The 17,562-nt window shown below is 46.9% G+C and carries 15 protein-coding genes and 1 pseudogene; 5 read left to right on the top strand and 11 right to left on the bottom strand.

The features are described from left to right. The first annotated feature begins 142 nt into the window (after positions 1-142). Both DN062_RS12185 and DN062_RS12180 read left to right on the top strand, forming a co-directional pair. On the top strand, positions 143-1,129 hold the full coding sequence (locus DN062_RS12185; RefSeq protein ID WP_133256759.1) for an EAL domain-containing protein: 987 nt from the start codon (positions 143-145) through the stop codon (positions 1,127-1,129). A 480-nt stretch (positions 1,130-1,609) separates the two neighbouring features. Further along, a complete protein-coding gene (locus DN062_RS12180) occupies positions 1,610-2,167 on the top strand; it encodes a Smr/MutS family protein (protein WP_112159592.1) in 558 nt (185 codons plus the stop codon). A gap of 45 nt (positions 2,168-2,212) precedes the next feature. Here the strand turns inward: DN062_RS12180 and DN062_RS12175 are convergent, their stop codons facing one another. The 6 genes and pseudogenes from DN062_RS12175 to dinG form a co-directional block, all read right to left on the bottom strand. Then, positions 2,213-3,154, bottom strand: a complete 942-nt coding sequence (locus tag DN062_RS12175) for a DUF4892 domain-containing protein (protein ID WP_162301299.1) — start codon at positions 3,152-3,154, stop codon at positions 2,213-2,215. Between the two features lie 31 nt (positions 3,155-3,185). Beyond that, on the bottom strand, positions 3,186-4,040 hold the full coding sequence (locus tag DN062_RS12170; protein WP_112159590.1) for an alpha/beta hydrolase: 855 nt from the start codon (positions 4,038-4,040) through the stop codon (positions 3,186-3,188). Between the two features lie 37 nt (positions 4,041-4,077). Then, the gene (locus DN062_RS12165; protein WP_420811672.1) at positions 4,078-5,115 is read right to left on the bottom strand and encodes an NAD(P)H-dependent glycerol-3-phosphate dehydrogenase; all 1,038 of its coding nucleotides are present in this window, start codon (positions 5,113-5,115) and stop codon (positions 4,078-4,080) included. A gap of 18 nt (positions 5,116-5,133) precedes the next feature. Continuing rightward, on the bottom strand, positions 5,134-5,361 hold the full coding sequence (locus tag DN062_RS12160) for a hypothetical protein (RefSeq protein WP_112159589.1): 228 nt from the start codon (positions 5,359-5,361) through the stop codon (positions 5,134-5,136). A gap of 525 nt (positions 5,362-5,886) precedes the next feature. Beyond that, a pseudogene (gene rhlB, locus DN062_RS12155) lies at positions 5,887-7,188 on the bottom strand (ATP-dependent RNA helicase RhlB); the annotation flags it as partial. A 41-nt stretch (positions 7,189-7,229) separates the two neighbouring features. Further along, a complete protein-coding gene (gene dinG, locus DN062_RS12150; protein WP_239995781.1) occupies positions 7,230-9,350 on the bottom strand; it encodes an ATP-dependent DNA helicase DinG in 2,121 nt (706 codons plus the stop codon). A 121-nt stretch (positions 9,351-9,471) separates the two neighbouring features. On the opposite strand from dinG, the gene lexA reads away from it, so the two are divergent. Further along, on the top strand, positions 9,472-10,095 hold the full coding sequence (gene lexA / locus DN062_RS12145) for a transcriptional repressor LexA (RefSeq protein WP_112159588.1): 624 nt from the start codon (positions 9,472-9,474) through the stop codon (positions 10,093-10,095). A gap of 72 nt (positions 10,096-10,167) precedes the next feature. Here lexA and DN062_RS12140 read toward each other — a convergent pair whose 3' ends face one another. Further along, positions 10,168-10,692 carry a DUF6586 family protein gene (locus DN062_RS12140; protein WP_112159587.1) on the bottom strand — a complete coding sequence of 175 codons (525 nt, stop codon included), beginning with the start codon at positions 10,690-10,692 and terminating at the stop codon, positions 10,168-10,170. A 30-nt stretch (positions 10,693-10,722) separates the two neighbouring features. Then, entirely contained in the window at positions 10,723-13,368 is a 2,646-nt protein-coding gene (gene topA, locus DN062_RS12135; protein ID WP_112159586.1) for a type I DNA topoisomerase, read from the bottom strand. 171 nt (positions 13,369-13,539) lie between these two features. Between topA and DN062_RS12130 the strand changes: the two genes are divergently transcribed. After that, positions 13,540-14,265: a DNA topoisomerase I gene (locus tag DN062_RS12130; protein WP_112159585.1), complete on the top strand. Its 726-nt coding sequence runs from the start codon at positions 13,540-13,542 to the stop codon at positions 14,263-14,265. On the opposite strand, the gene DN062_RS12125 is transcribed toward DN062_RS12130, so the two are convergent. Further along, on the bottom strand, positions 14,260-14,484 hold the full coding sequence (locus tag DN062_RS12125; RefSeq protein ID WP_112159584.1) for a DUF1653 domain-containing protein: 225 nt from the start codon (positions 14,482-14,484) through the stop codon (positions 14,260-14,262). The two genes, DN062_RS12130 and DN062_RS12125, sit on opposite strands and share 6 nt — an antisense overlap. Before the next feature lie 10 nt (positions 14,485-14,494). Beyond that, a complete protein-coding gene (locus DN062_RS12120; protein ID WP_112159583.1) occupies positions 14,495-15,001 on the bottom strand; it encodes a hypothetical protein in 507 nt (168 codons plus the stop codon). A 77-nt stretch (positions 15,002-15,078) separates the two neighbouring features. Between DN062_RS12120 and DN062_RS12115 the strand changes: the two genes are divergently transcribed. Further along, positions 15,079-15,513, top strand: coding sequence for a universal stress protein (locus tag DN062_RS12115; RefSeq protein ID WP_112159582.1), 435 nt, complete (start codon positions 15,079-15,081; stop codon positions 15,511-15,513). 20 nt (positions 15,514-15,533) lie between these two features. Here DN062_RS12115 and DN062_RS12110 read toward each other — a convergent pair whose 3' ends face one another. Continuing rightward, positions 15,534-17,435, bottom strand: coding sequence for an ATP-binding cassette domain-containing protein (locus DN062_RS12110; protein ID WP_112159581.1), 1,902 nt, complete (start codon positions 17,433-17,435; stop codon positions 15,534-15,536). Positions 17,436-17,562 lie beyond the last annotated feature (127 nt).

Below are 17,562 nucleotides of genomic sequence, written 5' to 3'. Positions count from 1 at the left end.
CTTTAGTACTGAAGCTTTACGCTCACTGGAATAACGAGGCATAACAGTTCTCATTCCACCCGCTCAAAGAATTATAAAAGGCTAAATCGCCAAGTGGACAACTAGGCTAACAGAGCGGGACCTGGTGTTTCTGTGTTATCAGGTGGACAGCCCAGGAGCGATTATTGAGCATCTTGAGCCCGTACTGAACCAGACGATCCATCTTAGACAGCTTGAGTTTCAACAACTGTTCTCTATCGGTGTGGCATCAGGCGATCTGAATACGATGGATGTGACGATGCTTTATCAGCATGCACAGCTGGCTGCTCGCGCCAACTGGCGCTCAACGCACCTGTGGAGCCCCTATCAGCAAGACCTGCAATCACGCCAGCATCGACAGTTGATGCTGGTGGCTGAAATGAGCAAAGCGATCCGCAATCATGACTTTCACTTTGAAATCCAACCCAAAATAGTCCTGTCGACAGGCCAGATCAACAGTGGAGAGGTATTATTACGCTGGCATCATGCGACGCTGGGCTGGGTGTCACCCGCAGATTTTATCCCGCTGGCCGAACATGTGGGGCTGATCTATCAACTGACACAACTGGTGTTGCATCAAGTGTTGAGCTGGATGCAGCAGCATGCAAATCAACTGCATGGAACAACGCTGGCCATCAATATTTCTGCACGCGATCTGCTGCAGCAAAATTTTGCGACGGGTGTCATCGAACTCTGCAAGGGCTATGGTATTTCACCAAGGAGCATCGTTCTGGAGATTACCGAAACATCGGTCGTCAGTGACAGTGGGCTAGCCGTTGATAATGCAGCCCTGCTGAGATCGGCAGGGTTTAGTCTGTCGATAGATGACTTCGGCGCTGGCTATAGTTCCATGCAAAACATCCACCGCCTGCGGCCAGACGAAATCAAGATTGACCGCCTGTTCGTGTCAGACCTGGACAGTAATCCGACGAACCAGACGTTATGTCGTAGTCTGATTCAACTGAGCCTCGATCTGCACATCCATACTACAGCAGAAGGGATTGAGACGGAGGAGCAGTTGAATCTGCTCGCTTCCTGGGGCTGCCATTCCGGTCAGGGGTATTTTTTTCATCGTCCCATGTCGCCTGATGAATATCTTGGTCTATTATAATTTGCAACACTCTGGATCAGATGTTAGAACCCAAGATTGTCATATGAAACCGGACTTTAAAGCATGACTGACATCACCCTCTATCAATTTCCTATTCCACATGATTGTGAAAAGGTATGCTGGGCGCTCGATCTGAAAGGACTCGACTACAAAACCTGCAATCTGATACACGGTTTCCATATCAAACGGATAAACCAGTTATCCCGCTCGTCAGACAGTTGAAACCTGTTTAGGTGACATCAGTGAGATCTATCGTTCAGGACGCTATCTGGCAGGAGATCACTTTTCAAGTGCCGACCTGACAGCCGCCGTACTGTTTGCTCGCTGTTTATGCCAGATGGTTATGGTATCGACTGAAGGGACTCTCAACGCTTGTCGACAGAGATGCCTGGCTTCGCAAATTGCCAGCAACCGCCCTTTTGATACCAGACCTTATACAGTAGAATTAAGCGTTTGAATACGATAACAGAGTTTTAGAAAATGCCCCCTACTGATGATGAACTCGATTTTGCAAGTTTGATGTCCGACGTCAAACCCATACAAAATACCAAAGCTGATTTACGCCCATCTTTTTCAGCTCGCAAAGACCCGAAGCTGGCGTATCGTCGTTGGGTGGCAAGCAAAGAGGAGGAGTCGCTTGTCGATGGTTTGTCCTCAGAGGTCTCTAAACTAGTGGAGTCTGAAGAAGAGTTGATTTTTGCTGTACCCGGTGTGCAGATCAACCGCATCAAAAAGCTCCGTCAAGGCCATATTCCTTGGGAGCAAGGCATTGACTTACATGGTTTTTCTATTGATGAAGCCCGTGATGAGCTAAGCCGATTTATTCGCGATGCTGTTAGACTTGAACATCAATGTGTCATCGTGGTCCATGGCAAAGCCTACAGTGAAGGTGGGCAAGCGGCAATGATTAAGTCTTGCGTGAATGATTGGTTACAACAAATTCCTCAGGTATTAGCATTTACATCAGCTCAACCTAAAGACGGTGGCACTGGAGCTGTTTACGTGCTGTTGAAGCGCAATAAAGATAAGCGATCTTAGTTAGCATAAAGATCGCTTAAACCTAAAGGCCTGTAAAGCCTAACGTTAATCTTCTCTGATCACCATAACCGTAGCTGAAGATTTCTGCCCCTGCCACGCTTCAGGCGCTAAAGAACCAGCCCCATATATGTCGATACGGTCAATATTAATGCCCAAATTGACTAGATCGTTCAAGAAAGACTGAGCTTCGGCATTTGTTTGAGTCAATAATGGCTCAGTGGAAAAGCTAGCTCGGTGCAACACGACCCGCAAACGCTGCGCTGGATTCTGGTCCATATAGTTCTTTAACGAGGCTTTGGCCTCCTCTGATCTATCTGGCCAACCTGGTAACTGGGCAAAGCCCTGCGACTCCATCAACATTGACCAAGAAAGATCGAATGAACTCTCAGACGCGTCCAAACGAGCATCGTTTTCACTCACTTGCGGCTCAGGAGCTGCAGGTTGAGAAGCCGCGGGTTGACTTGGATCCACTATATAATCCAAATGTAAATACACTCGCCCATTACCTCTTCGAACAGCATAGAGAGCCATGTGTCCCGCTTCGACTTCGGCAGCGAGGTAATATTGACTGCTATCGAGTCCTAATAGATTGGAATAGCCAAATACTTGGTTGGCCCACAAATTACTGGCACCACATTGTCGAGAGCTACACTCATACAGTATGTTCGCCCCCTGCTCTATCAGTTGCAGTTTTACATGATCGAATCCTTGTTCAGGACCATGACCCGATGCCAACTGCCATGTATGTCGAATTAATGTCCCGTTGAGGCGACGTTCATTTTGAGTTCGTAACAACCCTTGTATCCGAGTAATCTGACTCAAAGCCAACAAATAGTCGGGATCATGTTTCTGAGTTCTCATTTCGAGAGACGACAAAGGAAAGACTTCAAACCATTCAGGTAACCCAGAAGGCTGCTGAGCAAACACCGCAGGGCAACTCAAAACTGAAAAAAGGCTCACCACTAACACATAACGTAAAATTTGCATAACAACCCCTGTTGTTTTTAGAGACGTAGGTTCAACGTGTTGCTGTCGTAATATGTTCATTTATAAGACAAGCTAATTGGGCAGCCGTTTCATTTTTCATATGAAAATGGTGTTGGCCAGCTTTAACGTCTATTCGGTGATTAGGTACGAGTTTTATAAGGGAATAGGTTACCTCAGTTGCGATTCCATTCTCAGCAAGACACACCAAAACAGGAGCCTGAATATGTTTCAGTAAAGACTGAACCTGAGCATTCGACAAGCGTAAAATAGAGGCTAAACGCAATCTTGGATCTGTATGCCAATACCAACGCTGATCCCGCATCGTCAATGCACGCTTTAAAAGCGCCACGGCAGACACTTGATCAGGTAAAGGAAAACGTCCCTGCATTCTGGCCTCAATTGCATCTTCAAAACGCGAGTAACCAACTTGCCGCTTTTGTGCCACACGTTGATACTGCTGCATTGCTAATGCCATCAGCTTCGGCAAGTCACCAGGCTCGTCAGTTAAGGGGGCGACACCATCGATCAAGCTTACCGACAACACACGCTCTGGAAATAGAGATGCAATTAAGCTACATACCGAGGCTCCCATGGAATGCCCAAGCAAATGAAAGCGCTCAAGACCCAAATGATCGGCTAACGCCATAATGTCCGAAACATTGTCCCAAAGGTAATACGGAACCCCCTTGGGTCGATGCTGTGAAAATCCATGCCCCGCAAAATCAACCGCTATAAGATGAACCTGAGGCAAATGCCTTGCAAGCGCTCTAAAACTTGCCGCATTATCCAACCAGCCATGTAAAGCGAGAACTGGCGGCAACCCTGCCTCACCTTGAACCAAAGCAGACAGGGTAATGTGAGGCAATTTATAGTGGGTTTCTTGCATGAATATCCTTATTAAGATGTTGCAGTAAAGACACCAATTAACTGACCACCTCACTGCGCGCTAACACAAACTCTACATCCGTGCTTTGCACATTCAACATCATGTTACGCGCCACTTCTTTAACAGGTAGCCCTTTAAAAACAACATCATACAAACCACAAACCAATGGCATATAAATGTCTTTTTCAATCGATTTATCACGAACTTGTTTAAGTGTATTCACGCCTTCCGCCACTTCACCTAGCACGGAAACTGCTTCGTCTAGACTTTTTCCCTCACCTAACGCATACCCTACTCGGTAGTTACGGCTTAAAGGCGACATACACGTCACGATGAGATCACCTACACCTGCAAGCCCTAAAAACGTCATTGGATTTGCACCCATAGATACAGCGAAACGACTCATTTCAGCCAGTGATCTCGTGACTAACATACTCCGAGTATTCTCCCCCATACCCAATGCCGCACTAAGCCCCGCTGCGATAGCATAAATATTTTTTAAGGTTCCTCCGAGCTCCACACCATAGGTGTCAGTACTGGCATAAACTCTAAAATATGGACTGTGCAACAAAGCTTGCACCTGCGCCCTCACCTCTTCATCTTCACTGGCGATGACGGTTGCCGCCAACTGTCTCTGGGCAATTTCTTTGGCTAGGTTCGGTCCACTCAATACGCCTACTTTTGCATTGGGAACTTCTTGTTTTAAGATATCACTCATTAAACAAAAGGTATCCGCCTCGATCCCCTTGGTCGTACTCACCAATAGCTGACCATCACGCAGAAAAGGGGCAGCTTCAGCCACTACACTCCGAAAGGCGCTACTGGGGATTGAAACGAAGACAAGCCTTGCCGACTCCAAAGCATAGGCAAGATCCGCCGTTGCTTCCAACGACGGCGCTAAAGAGTAGCCTGGCAAATAACGCGCGTTCTCTCGTGTTGAGTTCAGCACATCTGCTTTTTCTTGATCTCGCATCCACAGACGGACAGGTAGGTTTTTTTCCGCCATCATGTTTGCGATGACGCTGCCAAAACTTCCTCCGCCGAGCACAGCAATTGGCTGATTGGATTGAATCAAAGTAACCACTCCTTCAACTTACTTGGATGTCTGATCTAATTGATCCAACAACCGACTAATACCCATAAACAATAACTTAACCAATACAAACGCCACGACTGCTAAACCTAGAAACAACAGCAGCTGCATCGCGTCTTGAGTGCGTTGATATCCCGCAATACCCACCGCAGCGAAAAACGCACTCAACGCAACACCTACTATGCGGCTTAACCCACGCAGTTTATGTTTGTCTTCAACCTCTGCCATAGGACAATCTCATCAAGGTACTTGTGGCTTGCTTGGCGCTGATGCTTCTTCTGGCTTGTTTTCGACTCGCCCCTCAGGTTCAGGTTCCGCCGACTGTGCAATCATCTCGTCGGGAGCTGATTCCTGATCCTGAGATTCTTGAGATTCTTGAGATTCTTGAGATTCTTGAGATTCTTGAGATTCTTGAGATTCTTGAGATTCTTGAGATTCTTGAGGTTCTTGAGGTTCTTGAACTACCTGAACCTCCTGAACCTCCTGAACTTCTTGGATGTCTTGAGTATTCTTTAAAACCTGATCGTCTTCAGGTTGCTCAATCGGCGATAATTCAGGCGACTCATCAAGCAATTCCTGCGCTGCCTTCAATGGTTCATCAGCATTAATCTCCACTTCCAGTGGCGCAGCTGTCTCTTCCACTGCCTCTAACGGATCCGCTGACGGCAAGGCTTCAGTTTCTGCTGGTGGCAATTCCAAAGTGTCCACAGCTTCTGGGGTTTCATCACGTAGTTTAAACGCATCTGGATCTTCCAGTAATTCTGGACTTGGATGGATACACTCAAGCTTAACGCCCGTTCCCGTTTCCACTTCAGAAATCAGGAATGAGTCATTTTCACACGCAAAACAAATTGACGTACCCAATGCCCCCGCACGTCCAGTCCGGCCTATACGATGTACGTAATCGTCAGCATCTTCTGGTAGTTGATAGTTGATGACATGAGTCACACCATCGATATGAATACCTCGCCCAGCCACATCTGTCGCGACTAGAACTTGTATTTTGCCATTACGGAAATCATCCAAGGTTTTAACGCGCTTATTCTGAGGTATTTCACCCGACATCAGCGCCGCCTTATGGCCATCCTTTTGCAGTTTTTCTGCCAAGGCACGCGTTTCATGGCGACGATTTCCAAACACGATGGCGCGCTCTATCTGATTTAAACGCAGATAGTTACGCAACAACTTATACTTGTCTTCCGACGCAACTAAAAACACTTTCTGACTGATAGTGTCAGATACTTGGGCATCTGATTCGATTTCAATTTGCACAGGGTCTACGGTCCACTGACGCGCTAAACGCATGATGTCGTCTGAAAAGGTTGCACTGTAAAGTAAGGTTTGTCGCTCTGGACCTTTGCGTGGAGTATGACGAATAATGGTTCTGACATCGGGAATAAAGCCCATGCTGAGCATTCTATCTGCTTCATCGAGCACTAAAACTTCAACTTGATACAAATCCACATCTTTTGACTTAACAAAGTCGATTAAGCGCCCAGGTGTTGCCACGACAATATCAACCGCCTTCGCGGATAGAGCTTTGCGTTGCTTATCGAAATCCATTCCACCAACTAACGCCACTACATTCAAATCGGTATGCGTTGTTAATGAAGTGGCATCGGCCGCAATTTGCAAAGCCAGCTCTCGCGTAGGCGCGATAATCAGCGCTCTAGGCTCTGCTAACTTTCGGGGTTGAGACAGTGGATAATCCAGTAAATCGGTAATAATGCCGATCAAAAATGAGGCTGTCTTCCCCGTTCCGGTCTGAGCCTTTGCAATAAGATCCTTTCCTTGCAGAGCCAATTCAATGGTGGCTGCCTGAATCGGTGTTGTGTATTCAAAACCGAGATCAGCAATGGCATGCATAAGATCGTCGGGCAGATTAAAATCGTGAAATCGCTTCTTATCTAGCATTTCAGGAACAACGAACTCTTTAGGAGTCCATTTTTTTGCACCCTCGGACCGCGGATCACGGCGTTTACGACGCGGTTTACGGTTAGTATTCGAGGTGTTTTCACTGGACTCGGAAAGGTTAACGTCTGTATTCAAAGTCATGCCTACTGTTATCTATCTAATTAAGTTACGTTGACGCTTGGTTAAAATATTTGACGAAACGGCGGCAATGCATTCAACAACTGCCGCCCATATCGTTTTGTCACCAAACGTCTATCTAAAATGATCACTCGTCCTTGATCTTGCTCGCTTCGCAACAAGCGCCCCACAGCTTGCGTCAAACGCATTGAAGCTGCTGGAATCGTCCACTGAATGAAAGCGTTACCTCCATTTTGCTCTATCCATTCCGACATCGTTGCATCAACGGGATCGTCCGGCACACTAAAAGGCAGTTTGGTGATGATAACATCGGTTAAGTAATCTCCGGGCAAATCGACCCCTTCAGCAAAGGAGGCTAACCCAAAAATCACACTTTCCAACCCCTGATCAATACGCTCACGATGCCGACGAATAATTTCAGACTTGGGGTAATCACCTTGAGCCATAAGCCTATTCTTTATTGTTTCATCCATTCTATCAAGCACTGTCAGCATTTGCTTCCACGAACTGAATAAAACCAGCACAGCCTTTGTATTTATCAGATATTCCTTGAGAAAGTCTGCCACTTCTTCTGTATGCTCTGCAACGGAGCTTGGATCGCTCCGCATCGCTGGAATTTCTAAAGTGGCGGCATTGAAATAGTCAAACGGACTGTTCAATTGCAAAAAATGACTTTCAAAGGGCAATCCTAACCCTATTTTTACCCGATCGAAATTACCCAGCGATGTTAAGGTCGCTGAGGTTAAGACTGCACCAAAACATGGATTCCAAAGATGCTCTTTTAGAGTTGCGGCAACCGATACCGGACTACTGCAACACTCATAATCCGTATAGCCCGCCGAGTCATGTTTAACCACCCAACGTGCCACTGGTGTTTTTCCTTCTGCATCCACTTTAGCATAAGAATCAGCTAACCAGCCAATCTGCTGAATGCGGCCCCAGAACATCCCCATCAGTGGAAAAAGCCCCTCGGCTAGACGCCGGTCTATATCCTTGATGCTGCCTTCCATTGCATCTTTAAGAACTCCAACTAACTGCTCAAACAAGGTTTCTAGACGAGCACACCCCATCGACAACTCTTTTGCCGGGCCAAGCCAATCATCCGGTTGTCGCCCACCCACAAATCGATGTCGTGGTAGGCGTCCTGATTCGTCATTATAGGCGAGTGCTTGGACTAAATCTTTAAATGTACCCAAGACTAAGAGTAAATCGCTCACCGGTTGATGAAAACGACTCACTAAATCTTCAATTAAGGGGACGCGCGCCTGCTCATTAAATTGCAGCAGTTTTTTTTCTAGATTGGCCAGTAATCGGATACTGCCTTCAATACGCATGGCATACGAAAAATGACTGCCTGCTTTGTCGGCAAGATGGTGGCCTTCATCAAATACATAAAGCGTTTTACCGGGCTCCGGTAAAATCGCTCCGCCGCCTAAGGATAAATCGGCCAACACCAAATCATGGTTTGCAATAATCAGATCTGCCTCGTCCATGCTCTCGCGGGCCCGATAAAAAGGACAAACGCTAAAGTTCAGACAACGCCGATTAGTGCATTGCATATGATCACTGGTTAGCAACTGCCAACGGTCGTCAGGAACGGCTTTTTCCAATCGATCGCGATCACCATCCCACTGACCAGCCGCATAGACTTCCATTAAGCCTTGAACGTCTGCCAGCACCTGAGGCTCTAGACGCTGTTCAATTTCATCGGCATAGAGCGCCATTTGCCCCATCACCTGCTGTTGCTCCAACAGTTGCTCTGCTTTAGACAAACACAAGTATCGCCCCCGCCCTTTCGCAAGCGTGTAACGAAACTCCAGCCCAGAATGCTGTAAAAGCTCAGGAAGATCTTTATTCACTAACTGTTCCTGAAGGGCAACGGTGGCAGTCGAAACAATTAGTTTTAATCCTTTGGCTTTTGCAATTGGCAGCGTTGCTAACAGATACGCAATGGTTTTACCGGTTCCCGTTCCGGCTTCTATGACAGCGACATGCGCTTCTCCAAGGCGTTTGCCTTGATCATCAAAACGAATACTGCCCAATGTCCGTGCAACGGCTGCAATCATTTGCTTTTGGGCAGAACGTGCACGCAAACCACGACTTTCCAAAAAACGCGAGTAAGTCTGTTGGATCGTTGTTTTTATTGACTCATCTAGCAAACGCATGCCCCTCTCATAAACCTAGTGCGTATTTTAACAAAATACTGGATATACAAACAGATAATACTTGACCTAGTGAAAATACTGTACAAAAATGCAGTAACTGTACACAAAAACAGGCAAAAACATGAAATTAACTCAACGACAAACATTGGTGTTGGACTGTATACGTCAACACATCGAAAGCACAGGCTACCCACCCACTCGCGCCGAGATCGCGCTTAAACTCGGCTTTAAGTCAGCCAATGCGGCTGAAGAGCACCTAAAAGCTTTACAAAAAAAAGGTGCAATCCAGATGATACAGAATACGTCTAGGGGAATACGTTTGCCCGACGTAGAGCCTGATCCAGAGGCCGACACTGACAACAATCAACTGCCTGTCATTGGCTCTGTCGCGGCGGGGTCTCCAGTTCTTGCCGTTGAACATATTGAGCGGCGCTGTGCAATCGCTCCGGATTTTTTTACTCCAGCTGCAAACTACTTACTTCGAGTGCGCGGCATGAGCATGAAAAACATTGGCATACTCGATGGGGACTTACTGGCGGTGCATCAAACTCAAGACGTGCGCAATGGGCAAATCGTAGTGGCCCGTATTGGCGACGACGTGACCGTAAAACGCTTTGAGCGTCATGGCAAAACAGTAAAATTGATTGCAGAAAACGAAGAGTTTGATCCAATCTTGGTCGATCTAAGTCAAGAAGAGTTTGTCATTGAAGGCATAGGTGTCGGTGTCATTCGACAAGGCAGTTAAACCTTAACGTCCAATGCTAATATTGATTTTTTTAACGTCCGGTTACGCTTTAACCGGACGTTAACGAACAACCTACCACTCCTGCATACCCGCTCTTTGGCGTTCAATGAGTGTTCTAAACTCAGTTAACCAAGAAGCATACTCCTGATAGACTCCACTGTCTTCTGAGTGATCAGGGTTAACCTGCATGACTTGAATTTCCGACAAACTCGTTTCTGCAGATGCCACTTTCGCTTTATCTGTTGCTATCCAACAAGCTTCGTAGGCATTATGCAGCTTATGCAACCAGCTCGCCGGATTTTCTTGCAAAGCAACCAACTCAGACAACTCTGAAGACTCAAATCCTGCCGCATCAAAAGCCTGCTGCAACGTATGGATTTCTTTAATGCTCTGAGCATTCACCCGATAACGCTCTGCAATCTCTCTGAGAAGAGACACATAAGCTGACATCAGGTGGAACAAGATAGACTCTTGATACGACTCAATCAACGCATGCTTACTCCATCCAGAAGACGCTTGAGCATTTGCCAATGCCTCTAAATGCAAACGTGCAAACGTCAGTTTCTGATTGGTTCTAGCAAGGTATACTTCTGCCATTATTTTCTCCTAGCCCACTTGGCGGCCCTATTAACTTTTGCTAGATTTTTTAGCAGGTGCATCCACTTTCCAGACACCACCAGTAAAGTATGCCTTCCAGCCCGTTGCTTTACCCTCTACCTCCGTCATGACGTACTGTTCTTTTGTTTTACGACTGTAACGAACGATTGTCGGATTTCCATCACTGTCTTGAACAGGCGCACTGAATAAAAACGAATATTTGCTATCAATTTCCGCTTGATGAGGCAATAACTCGGAAACTAGAGGTGCACGTGTTTCTCGGTTTTTTGGAAACTGACTGGCCGCCAAAAATAAACCACTGGCACCGTCACGCAAAATATAGGTATCGTCAACCTTTTCGCATGCCAATTCAGGCATCGGCACTGGGTCCATTTTCGGAGGAGCGGCTTCGCCATTTTTAAGCAGCTTACGGGTGTTTTTACAAGCCGAGTTGGTGCAACCAAAAAACTTACCAAAACGCCCTGTTTTCAACTGCATATCTGAGCCACATTTATCGCACTCAATGCTCGGGCCATCATACCCCTTAATGCGAAAATGGCCTTCTTCAATCTCGTAACCACTGCAATCCGGGTTGTTACCGCATACATGCAGCTTGCGCCCCTCATCAACCAGATAGGAGTCCATCGCCGTACCGCATAATGGACAACGATGCTTGTTGCGAAGAATCCGAGACTCTTCTTCATCGTCTCCATCAGCACTGACCACTTCATTACCCGGAATGAGGTTAATCGTACATTTGCAGCGCTCTTTTGGCGGAAGGTTATACCCCGAGCAGCCCAAGAACACGCCCGTGCTACCGGTTCTGATCATCATTTTACGGCCACACTCAGGGCAATCGATATTCGTGGGTGTCGGAGTGTTAGGGCGCATTCCATGCTCATCATCTTGAGCTTTTTCAAGATGTGTAACAAAATCAGCGTAGAAACGATTGAGCAACTCTCGCCAATCTAATTCCCCTTGAGCGACCTCATCTAGGTCGGCCTCCATTCGTGCCGTAAAACTATAATCCAGCAGATCGGCGAAATTTTCATTCAACCGCTCTGTCACTATATCGCCCATTTTACAAGCGTAGAAGCGTCTGGATTGAGATTCAACATAACCTCGATCCTGAATGGTGGATATGATCGAGGCATAGGTTGATGGCCGCCCAATTCCACGTTTTTCCAACTCTTTAACTAAACTCGCTTCTGTGTAACGAGGAGCTGGTTTGGTAAAATGCTGTTTAGGATCAAGTGACTCAAGCGCTAAGACTTCACCCTTTTTCAAGTCTGGTAAAATAACGTCTTCATCGCCTTTAGACTTGCTTGGCATCACTTTGGTGTAACCATCAAAGCGTAAAATACGTCCTTTAGTGGAAAGCTCAAATTCTCCTGCATGCACGATTAAGCGCGTACTGGTGTACAAGGCAGGCATCATCTGGCAAGCCAAAAACTGACGCCGAATCAAATCGTAAAGCCGCTCAGCATCAGACTCCATGCCTGATAAATCTTTGGGCAGCAGAGTCACATCCGAGGGACGAATCGCCTCATGCGCTTCTTGCGCTCCCTCTTTGCTTGAGTAACGAACAGGCGCCTCTGGCAAATACGCTTCACCAAACTGACTCTGAATATACTCTCGGCAAGACTCCACAGCATCGGCACTTAGATTGGTTGAATCCGTACGCATGTAGGTGATGTAGCCCGCTTCATATAGACGCTGCGCCATCATCATGGTTTTTTTAACGCCAAAACCTAACCGAGTACTGGCCGCCTGCTGCAGTGTTGAGGTGATAAAGGGTGCAGATGGCTTGCTACTTGTCGCTCGATCCTCACGCGAAACCACAGTAAAGGTTTGCGTTTTGAGCAAATCTAAATACTGGTTCGTCTCTGACTGAGAGGTTGGACGAAACTCAGCGTCTTTGTACTTAGCAACCCCTAAGCGCAGGTGGTCTGCTTGAGCAGATTGAGTTTGAGCGAACACTTCCCAGTACTCTTCTGGGTTAAACGCACGAATTTCACGCTCACGATCGACAACCAGCTTTACCGCAACGGATTGCACCCGTCCCGCCGACAGGCCTCTAGCAACCTTTTCCCAGAGCAGTGGCGATACCATATAGCCCACGACTCGATCAAGGAAACGCCGCGCTTGCTGGGCGTTAACACGGCTCATGGCAAGATCACCTGGCTCTTCAAAGGCTTCTTGAATCGCCTTTTTGGTGATTTCGTTAAAGACCACGCGTTTGTAACGTGTTTCGTCTCCGCCTATGGCTTCACGCAAGTGCCAAGCAATTGCCTCCCCCTCGCGGTCCAAATCCGTTGCGAGATATATGGCATCTGCCGACTTGGCTAATTTTCTTAATTCCTCTACAACTTTTTCTTTTCCTGGCAGAATCTCATAGCGAGCATCCCAGTTATTCTCTGGATCAACCCCCATTCTTCGAATGAGCTGCTCATGTGATTTGCGCTTTTTACTCTCAGCTTTTTCTTCTGGAGAAAGCTTGCGTGTCAAAGCGGCTTGGCGCGCCCGCTCTTTAGGATCGGTTTTAGTACCACTGCCACTACTGGGCAAATCACGAATGTGGCCCACACTGGATTTAACCACATACTGGCTACCGAGGTATTTGTTGATCGTCTTGGCTTTTGCCGGAGACTCGACAATAACGAGGGTCTTTCCCATTAAACTAGATCCTTAAATGCAGATGTCTGCCCTGAAACATGGGTGCATATATAAGTGCTGTTTAGCAGCGGGTCAAGTAAAGTTGTATAATTCATTCAGTTTATCTTTACGAAAAAAAAACGATAATAGGTTCAATGCTGTTAACCTTTACCTATCAGAGTGCCAAACAGAATGCCCAGTGACAACCTCATTTTTCTTTTTTTAATCGCAGTGCTCGGACTTTTAGCGCTGATATTGAACTATGTTATTACGACACGTGAAGAAGAGAAAGCTGCGAAAAGTGCGCGGATGAAATGGCTAAAAGACCAGTCAGAACATACACTTAATGCACTATCTGTCTTAAAGGAAATTAACTGTCGATCTGACATTATTGACAAGCTAAATCAACACGCCTTGTCGCTAATAGAAGAAATAGGTATTTTAGCCCCTGACTCTGACTTGATGACCGATATCAGCAAAATTAAGGATTCGACCGACAGAGCCCGCCCCAAGCCCGAAGCCTTCACCAATGATCGTGCGGTAAGAAAAGCTCAGATTTACATACGTTTTGCGGAAAAACTCTTTCGCGAAATGGTTAGTAAAGGAAAAATTACTGCATCTTTAGCAAAATCTTATCAATTGGAACTCTACTGGCTGAACATTACGCTAGTAGCCGATGCGCACTACACGCACGCCATCGATCAAATACAGAAGAATGATAAACTAACGGCTCTAGCTCACCTAAAACATGCAAAAGCCATGCTGGTTCGAGCCACCGTTCCGAAAAGACAAAAGCAAGATAGGCTTGATAAGGTTCAAGCCCAGCTCGACCTGCTACAACCACGAAAAGATTTTGGACGTGGGGCACTGGCTGACTCGATGGAAACCTATCATGAGCAAAAGCAGCGTCAGCTATAAGCCCGCTGCTACGCTCTGAAACCTAGGCACTCTATTGCCATTACTATCGACGACGTCTTCACAAAAAAGTGTGACAGGACGAATCCAGAGCCCTCTGTCGCCATACAGAGGGCGATAGACGACATACCATTCTTCGGTTTCGGAATGACGAGCACATTCAATGACTTCGTATTCAGCCCCTTTAAAATGCCGATAACGACCTGGTTTTGGATTTAACATCATATTCCTCTTAAAACTTTGCCTGTAGAACAGGCTGGATAGCCGCTTTAATTTGATCGAGTACCTCGGGCCCACCCGACTCACGCCAATAGACAGTAAAATGCATAGGCGATGACTCAAGCGCGAACACAGACTCGGGCAAAGACTCAATTAACGCAGATAACAATTGGCATTGCTCAGACGTTAAAACACCCTCCCCCCGCTTCCAGGACCATTGGCTTGGTAGACCTTGATTGGCAACATTTTCAACCCGAAAAACCTGCCAAGATTTCCAGTGATCTTTTTCATCACGTGATAAATCGGCTCTTAGAATCCGATAAGCAGGCAGACGTTTTCGTTCAACATCCATTTCCCCTTTGGCCCGAGGCGTTTCGATCGTTGCTATTTGCACAATGAAGCCCAACGCTCGCGCATGCAGGCGAATTCGCGATTGCATTCGCTCTCTTGGGCTAGGTTTGATCCACATCACAGAACCGACCAATGAAAGCATTACAACTATAGAGATTACCCATTCCATACTGCTATCCTATAAGTACACACATCGACGCACTTAGGCTGCGTCATTTTTAGACCAGACTGAGAAAGGATACTAACATGAGCACTTATAACCGCATTTTGTTAGCCATTGACTTGTCCGATGAATCCGCGCAACTCATAACCAAAGCAGCTGATCTTGCCAAACGTTATGACGCGGCCCTCAACATCATTCATGTTGTTGAACCACTGACCTTTGCGTATGGTGGGGATGTCCCTATGGACCTATCCACCATCCAAGAGCAACTGGACGAGCATGCTCAACAAAAACTTGATACCCTGTGCGCCGCGATTGATCAGCCCGTGGAGCAACGCCATATCGTGACTGGGCATACCGAGTCCGAGATACACCGTGTTGCCAAAGAAATCAACGCCGACCTTATTGTCGTCGGCAGTCACGGGCGTCACGGCTTAGCGCTACTGCTTGGCTCAACGGCTAATGGCGTCCTGCACGGCGCCATATGCGATGTTCTAGCCATTAGGGTACAGAGTTAACGTCGCTTGAGGCTATCCACCTACATAGCCTCTAGCTCTAACCAGCGCTCCATCAGCTGTTCTGCTTTTTGCTCAAGCTCTTGAAGCGTTTGCAGTTGGCTAGCGATCAGATCTCGATCTTGATTGTAAAAATCAGGAGCGCTACAAATCTGTCGCATTTTTTCCAACTCGGCTTCTGCGTTTTCTAAAAGACCTGGCAGCGTTTCTAACTCGCGTTGAAGCTTGTAGCTAAGCTTACTGCGTACGGGTGCGTTTTTTGACTCTGCAGCGGAAGAGACTCCATCCGACTGCTGCGTCGAAGCAACGGCGCCAGACTTTACACTGGTGGTTTTATCCAACACTGGCCTCTGACGCAGCCAATCCTGATAGCCACCCACATATTCCTGCACCCTACCCTCACCCTCAAAGACCAAGGTGCTGGTAACGACATGATCTAAGAAGGTTCGGTCATGGCTTACGATTAACAAGGTGCCTTGAAACTCTAATAAGATTTCTTCCAGAAGCTCCAAGGTTTCAATATCCAAATCATTGGTTGGCTCATCAAGGACAAGGATATTGGCAGGTTTACTAAATACTTTTGCCAAAAGCACCCGGTTACACTCCCCGCCCGAGAGCGCTTTGACAGGCGTTCTTGAGCGCTCAGGACTGAACAAAAAATCAGAAAGGTAACTGATGATATGACGGGCGCGGCCATTGATTTCAATACTTTCTCGACCGCCTGACACATTGTCTATGATGGTTTTTTCAGGATCCAGCGCATCACGCATTTGATCAAAGTACGCCACTTCCATTTTGGTTCCCAAGCGCACAGTTCCGGAGTCTGGTTCAAGCTGACCCAGCAAGAGCTTTAATAACGTACTTTTACCCGCTCCATTGGGACCAATCAAACCGATGCGATCACCACGATGAATGCTCATTGAAAGTGTATCAATCAAACATTCGCCTTTAAACGATTTAGAAACCGCATCCAGTTCAGTCACCAACTTGCCTGAACGCTGCGCTTCATCCATCCCAAATTTTGCATTGCCTTGGCGCATACGTCGTTCAGAACGCTCTTTTCGCATTTTTTCTAAAGCTCTTACACGTCCTTCATTGCGCGTGCGGCGCGCTTTAATGCCTTGACGTATCCAGCGCTCTTCTTGGGCGAGCTTTTTATCAAACTCAGCCTGGTGCCGCGCCTCTTCTTCCAACAAGGCTTGCTTTTGCTCTAAATACTGACTGTAACTGCCTGGAAAACGCGTCAAAATGCCGCGATCCAATTCAAGAATAGTTGTCGCCAAATGCTCAACTAATGAGCGATCGTGGGATATAAACAGTAAGCCGCCTTGAAAATCCAGCAGCATTTTTTCCATCCACTCAATCGCCTCAATATCCAAATGGTTGGTTGGCTCGTCGAGCAACAACAAATCAGGATTTTGAACCAAGGCAGCGCCTAGCGCCGCTCTACGACGCCAACCACCGGACAATTCAGCCATTTTTTTGGTTGGATCTAGGCCTAATTTCGCAATAATCGTGTCAACACGCTGTTCTAACTGCCAACCGTCAACCGCCTCTAAGGCATGCTGCAGGCGATCCAATTCACGCATATCGGACTCACCGGCAGTCATGGCCAAGGTTTCATACTGCTCACGCAGCGCTAAAACATCCGCCAATCCTGAGGTCACAACATCTCTAACCGGACGCTCATCGGCAGCAGGCAACATCTGTGGTAATTGAGCAATACGCAAAGACGGCGCTCGCCATAAGGTGCCATTATCAGGCTGTTGCTCATTATTAATCAGTTTTAAAAGAGTTGACTTGCCAGCCCCGTTTAAGCCGACCAACGCAACACGCTCACCCGCCTCTATCTGCAAGGAAGCGTTGTCTAGGATAATTTGTCTACCAAAAGCAAGCGACAACGAATCTATTCGGATCAGTGACATGAAATTCTCAAGAGTCTTGAATCAAAAAAACGCTATTCTACCCTAAAGACATGAAATCGGCCTAATCTCTTCTCTAAAAGCTTAAAAAAACGCTACACTCTATTTAATTTAGTGTTAAATAATCGGA

The sequence above is a fragment of the Nitrincola tibetensis genome, assembly GCF_003284585.1.
GTDB lineage: Bacteria > Pseudomonadota > Gammaproteobacteria > Pseudomonadales > Balneatricaceae > Nitrincola > Nitrincola tibetensis.
Note: the sequence above shows the minus strand (reverse complement) of the source record. Positions and strands in the feature narration are given on the sequence as shown.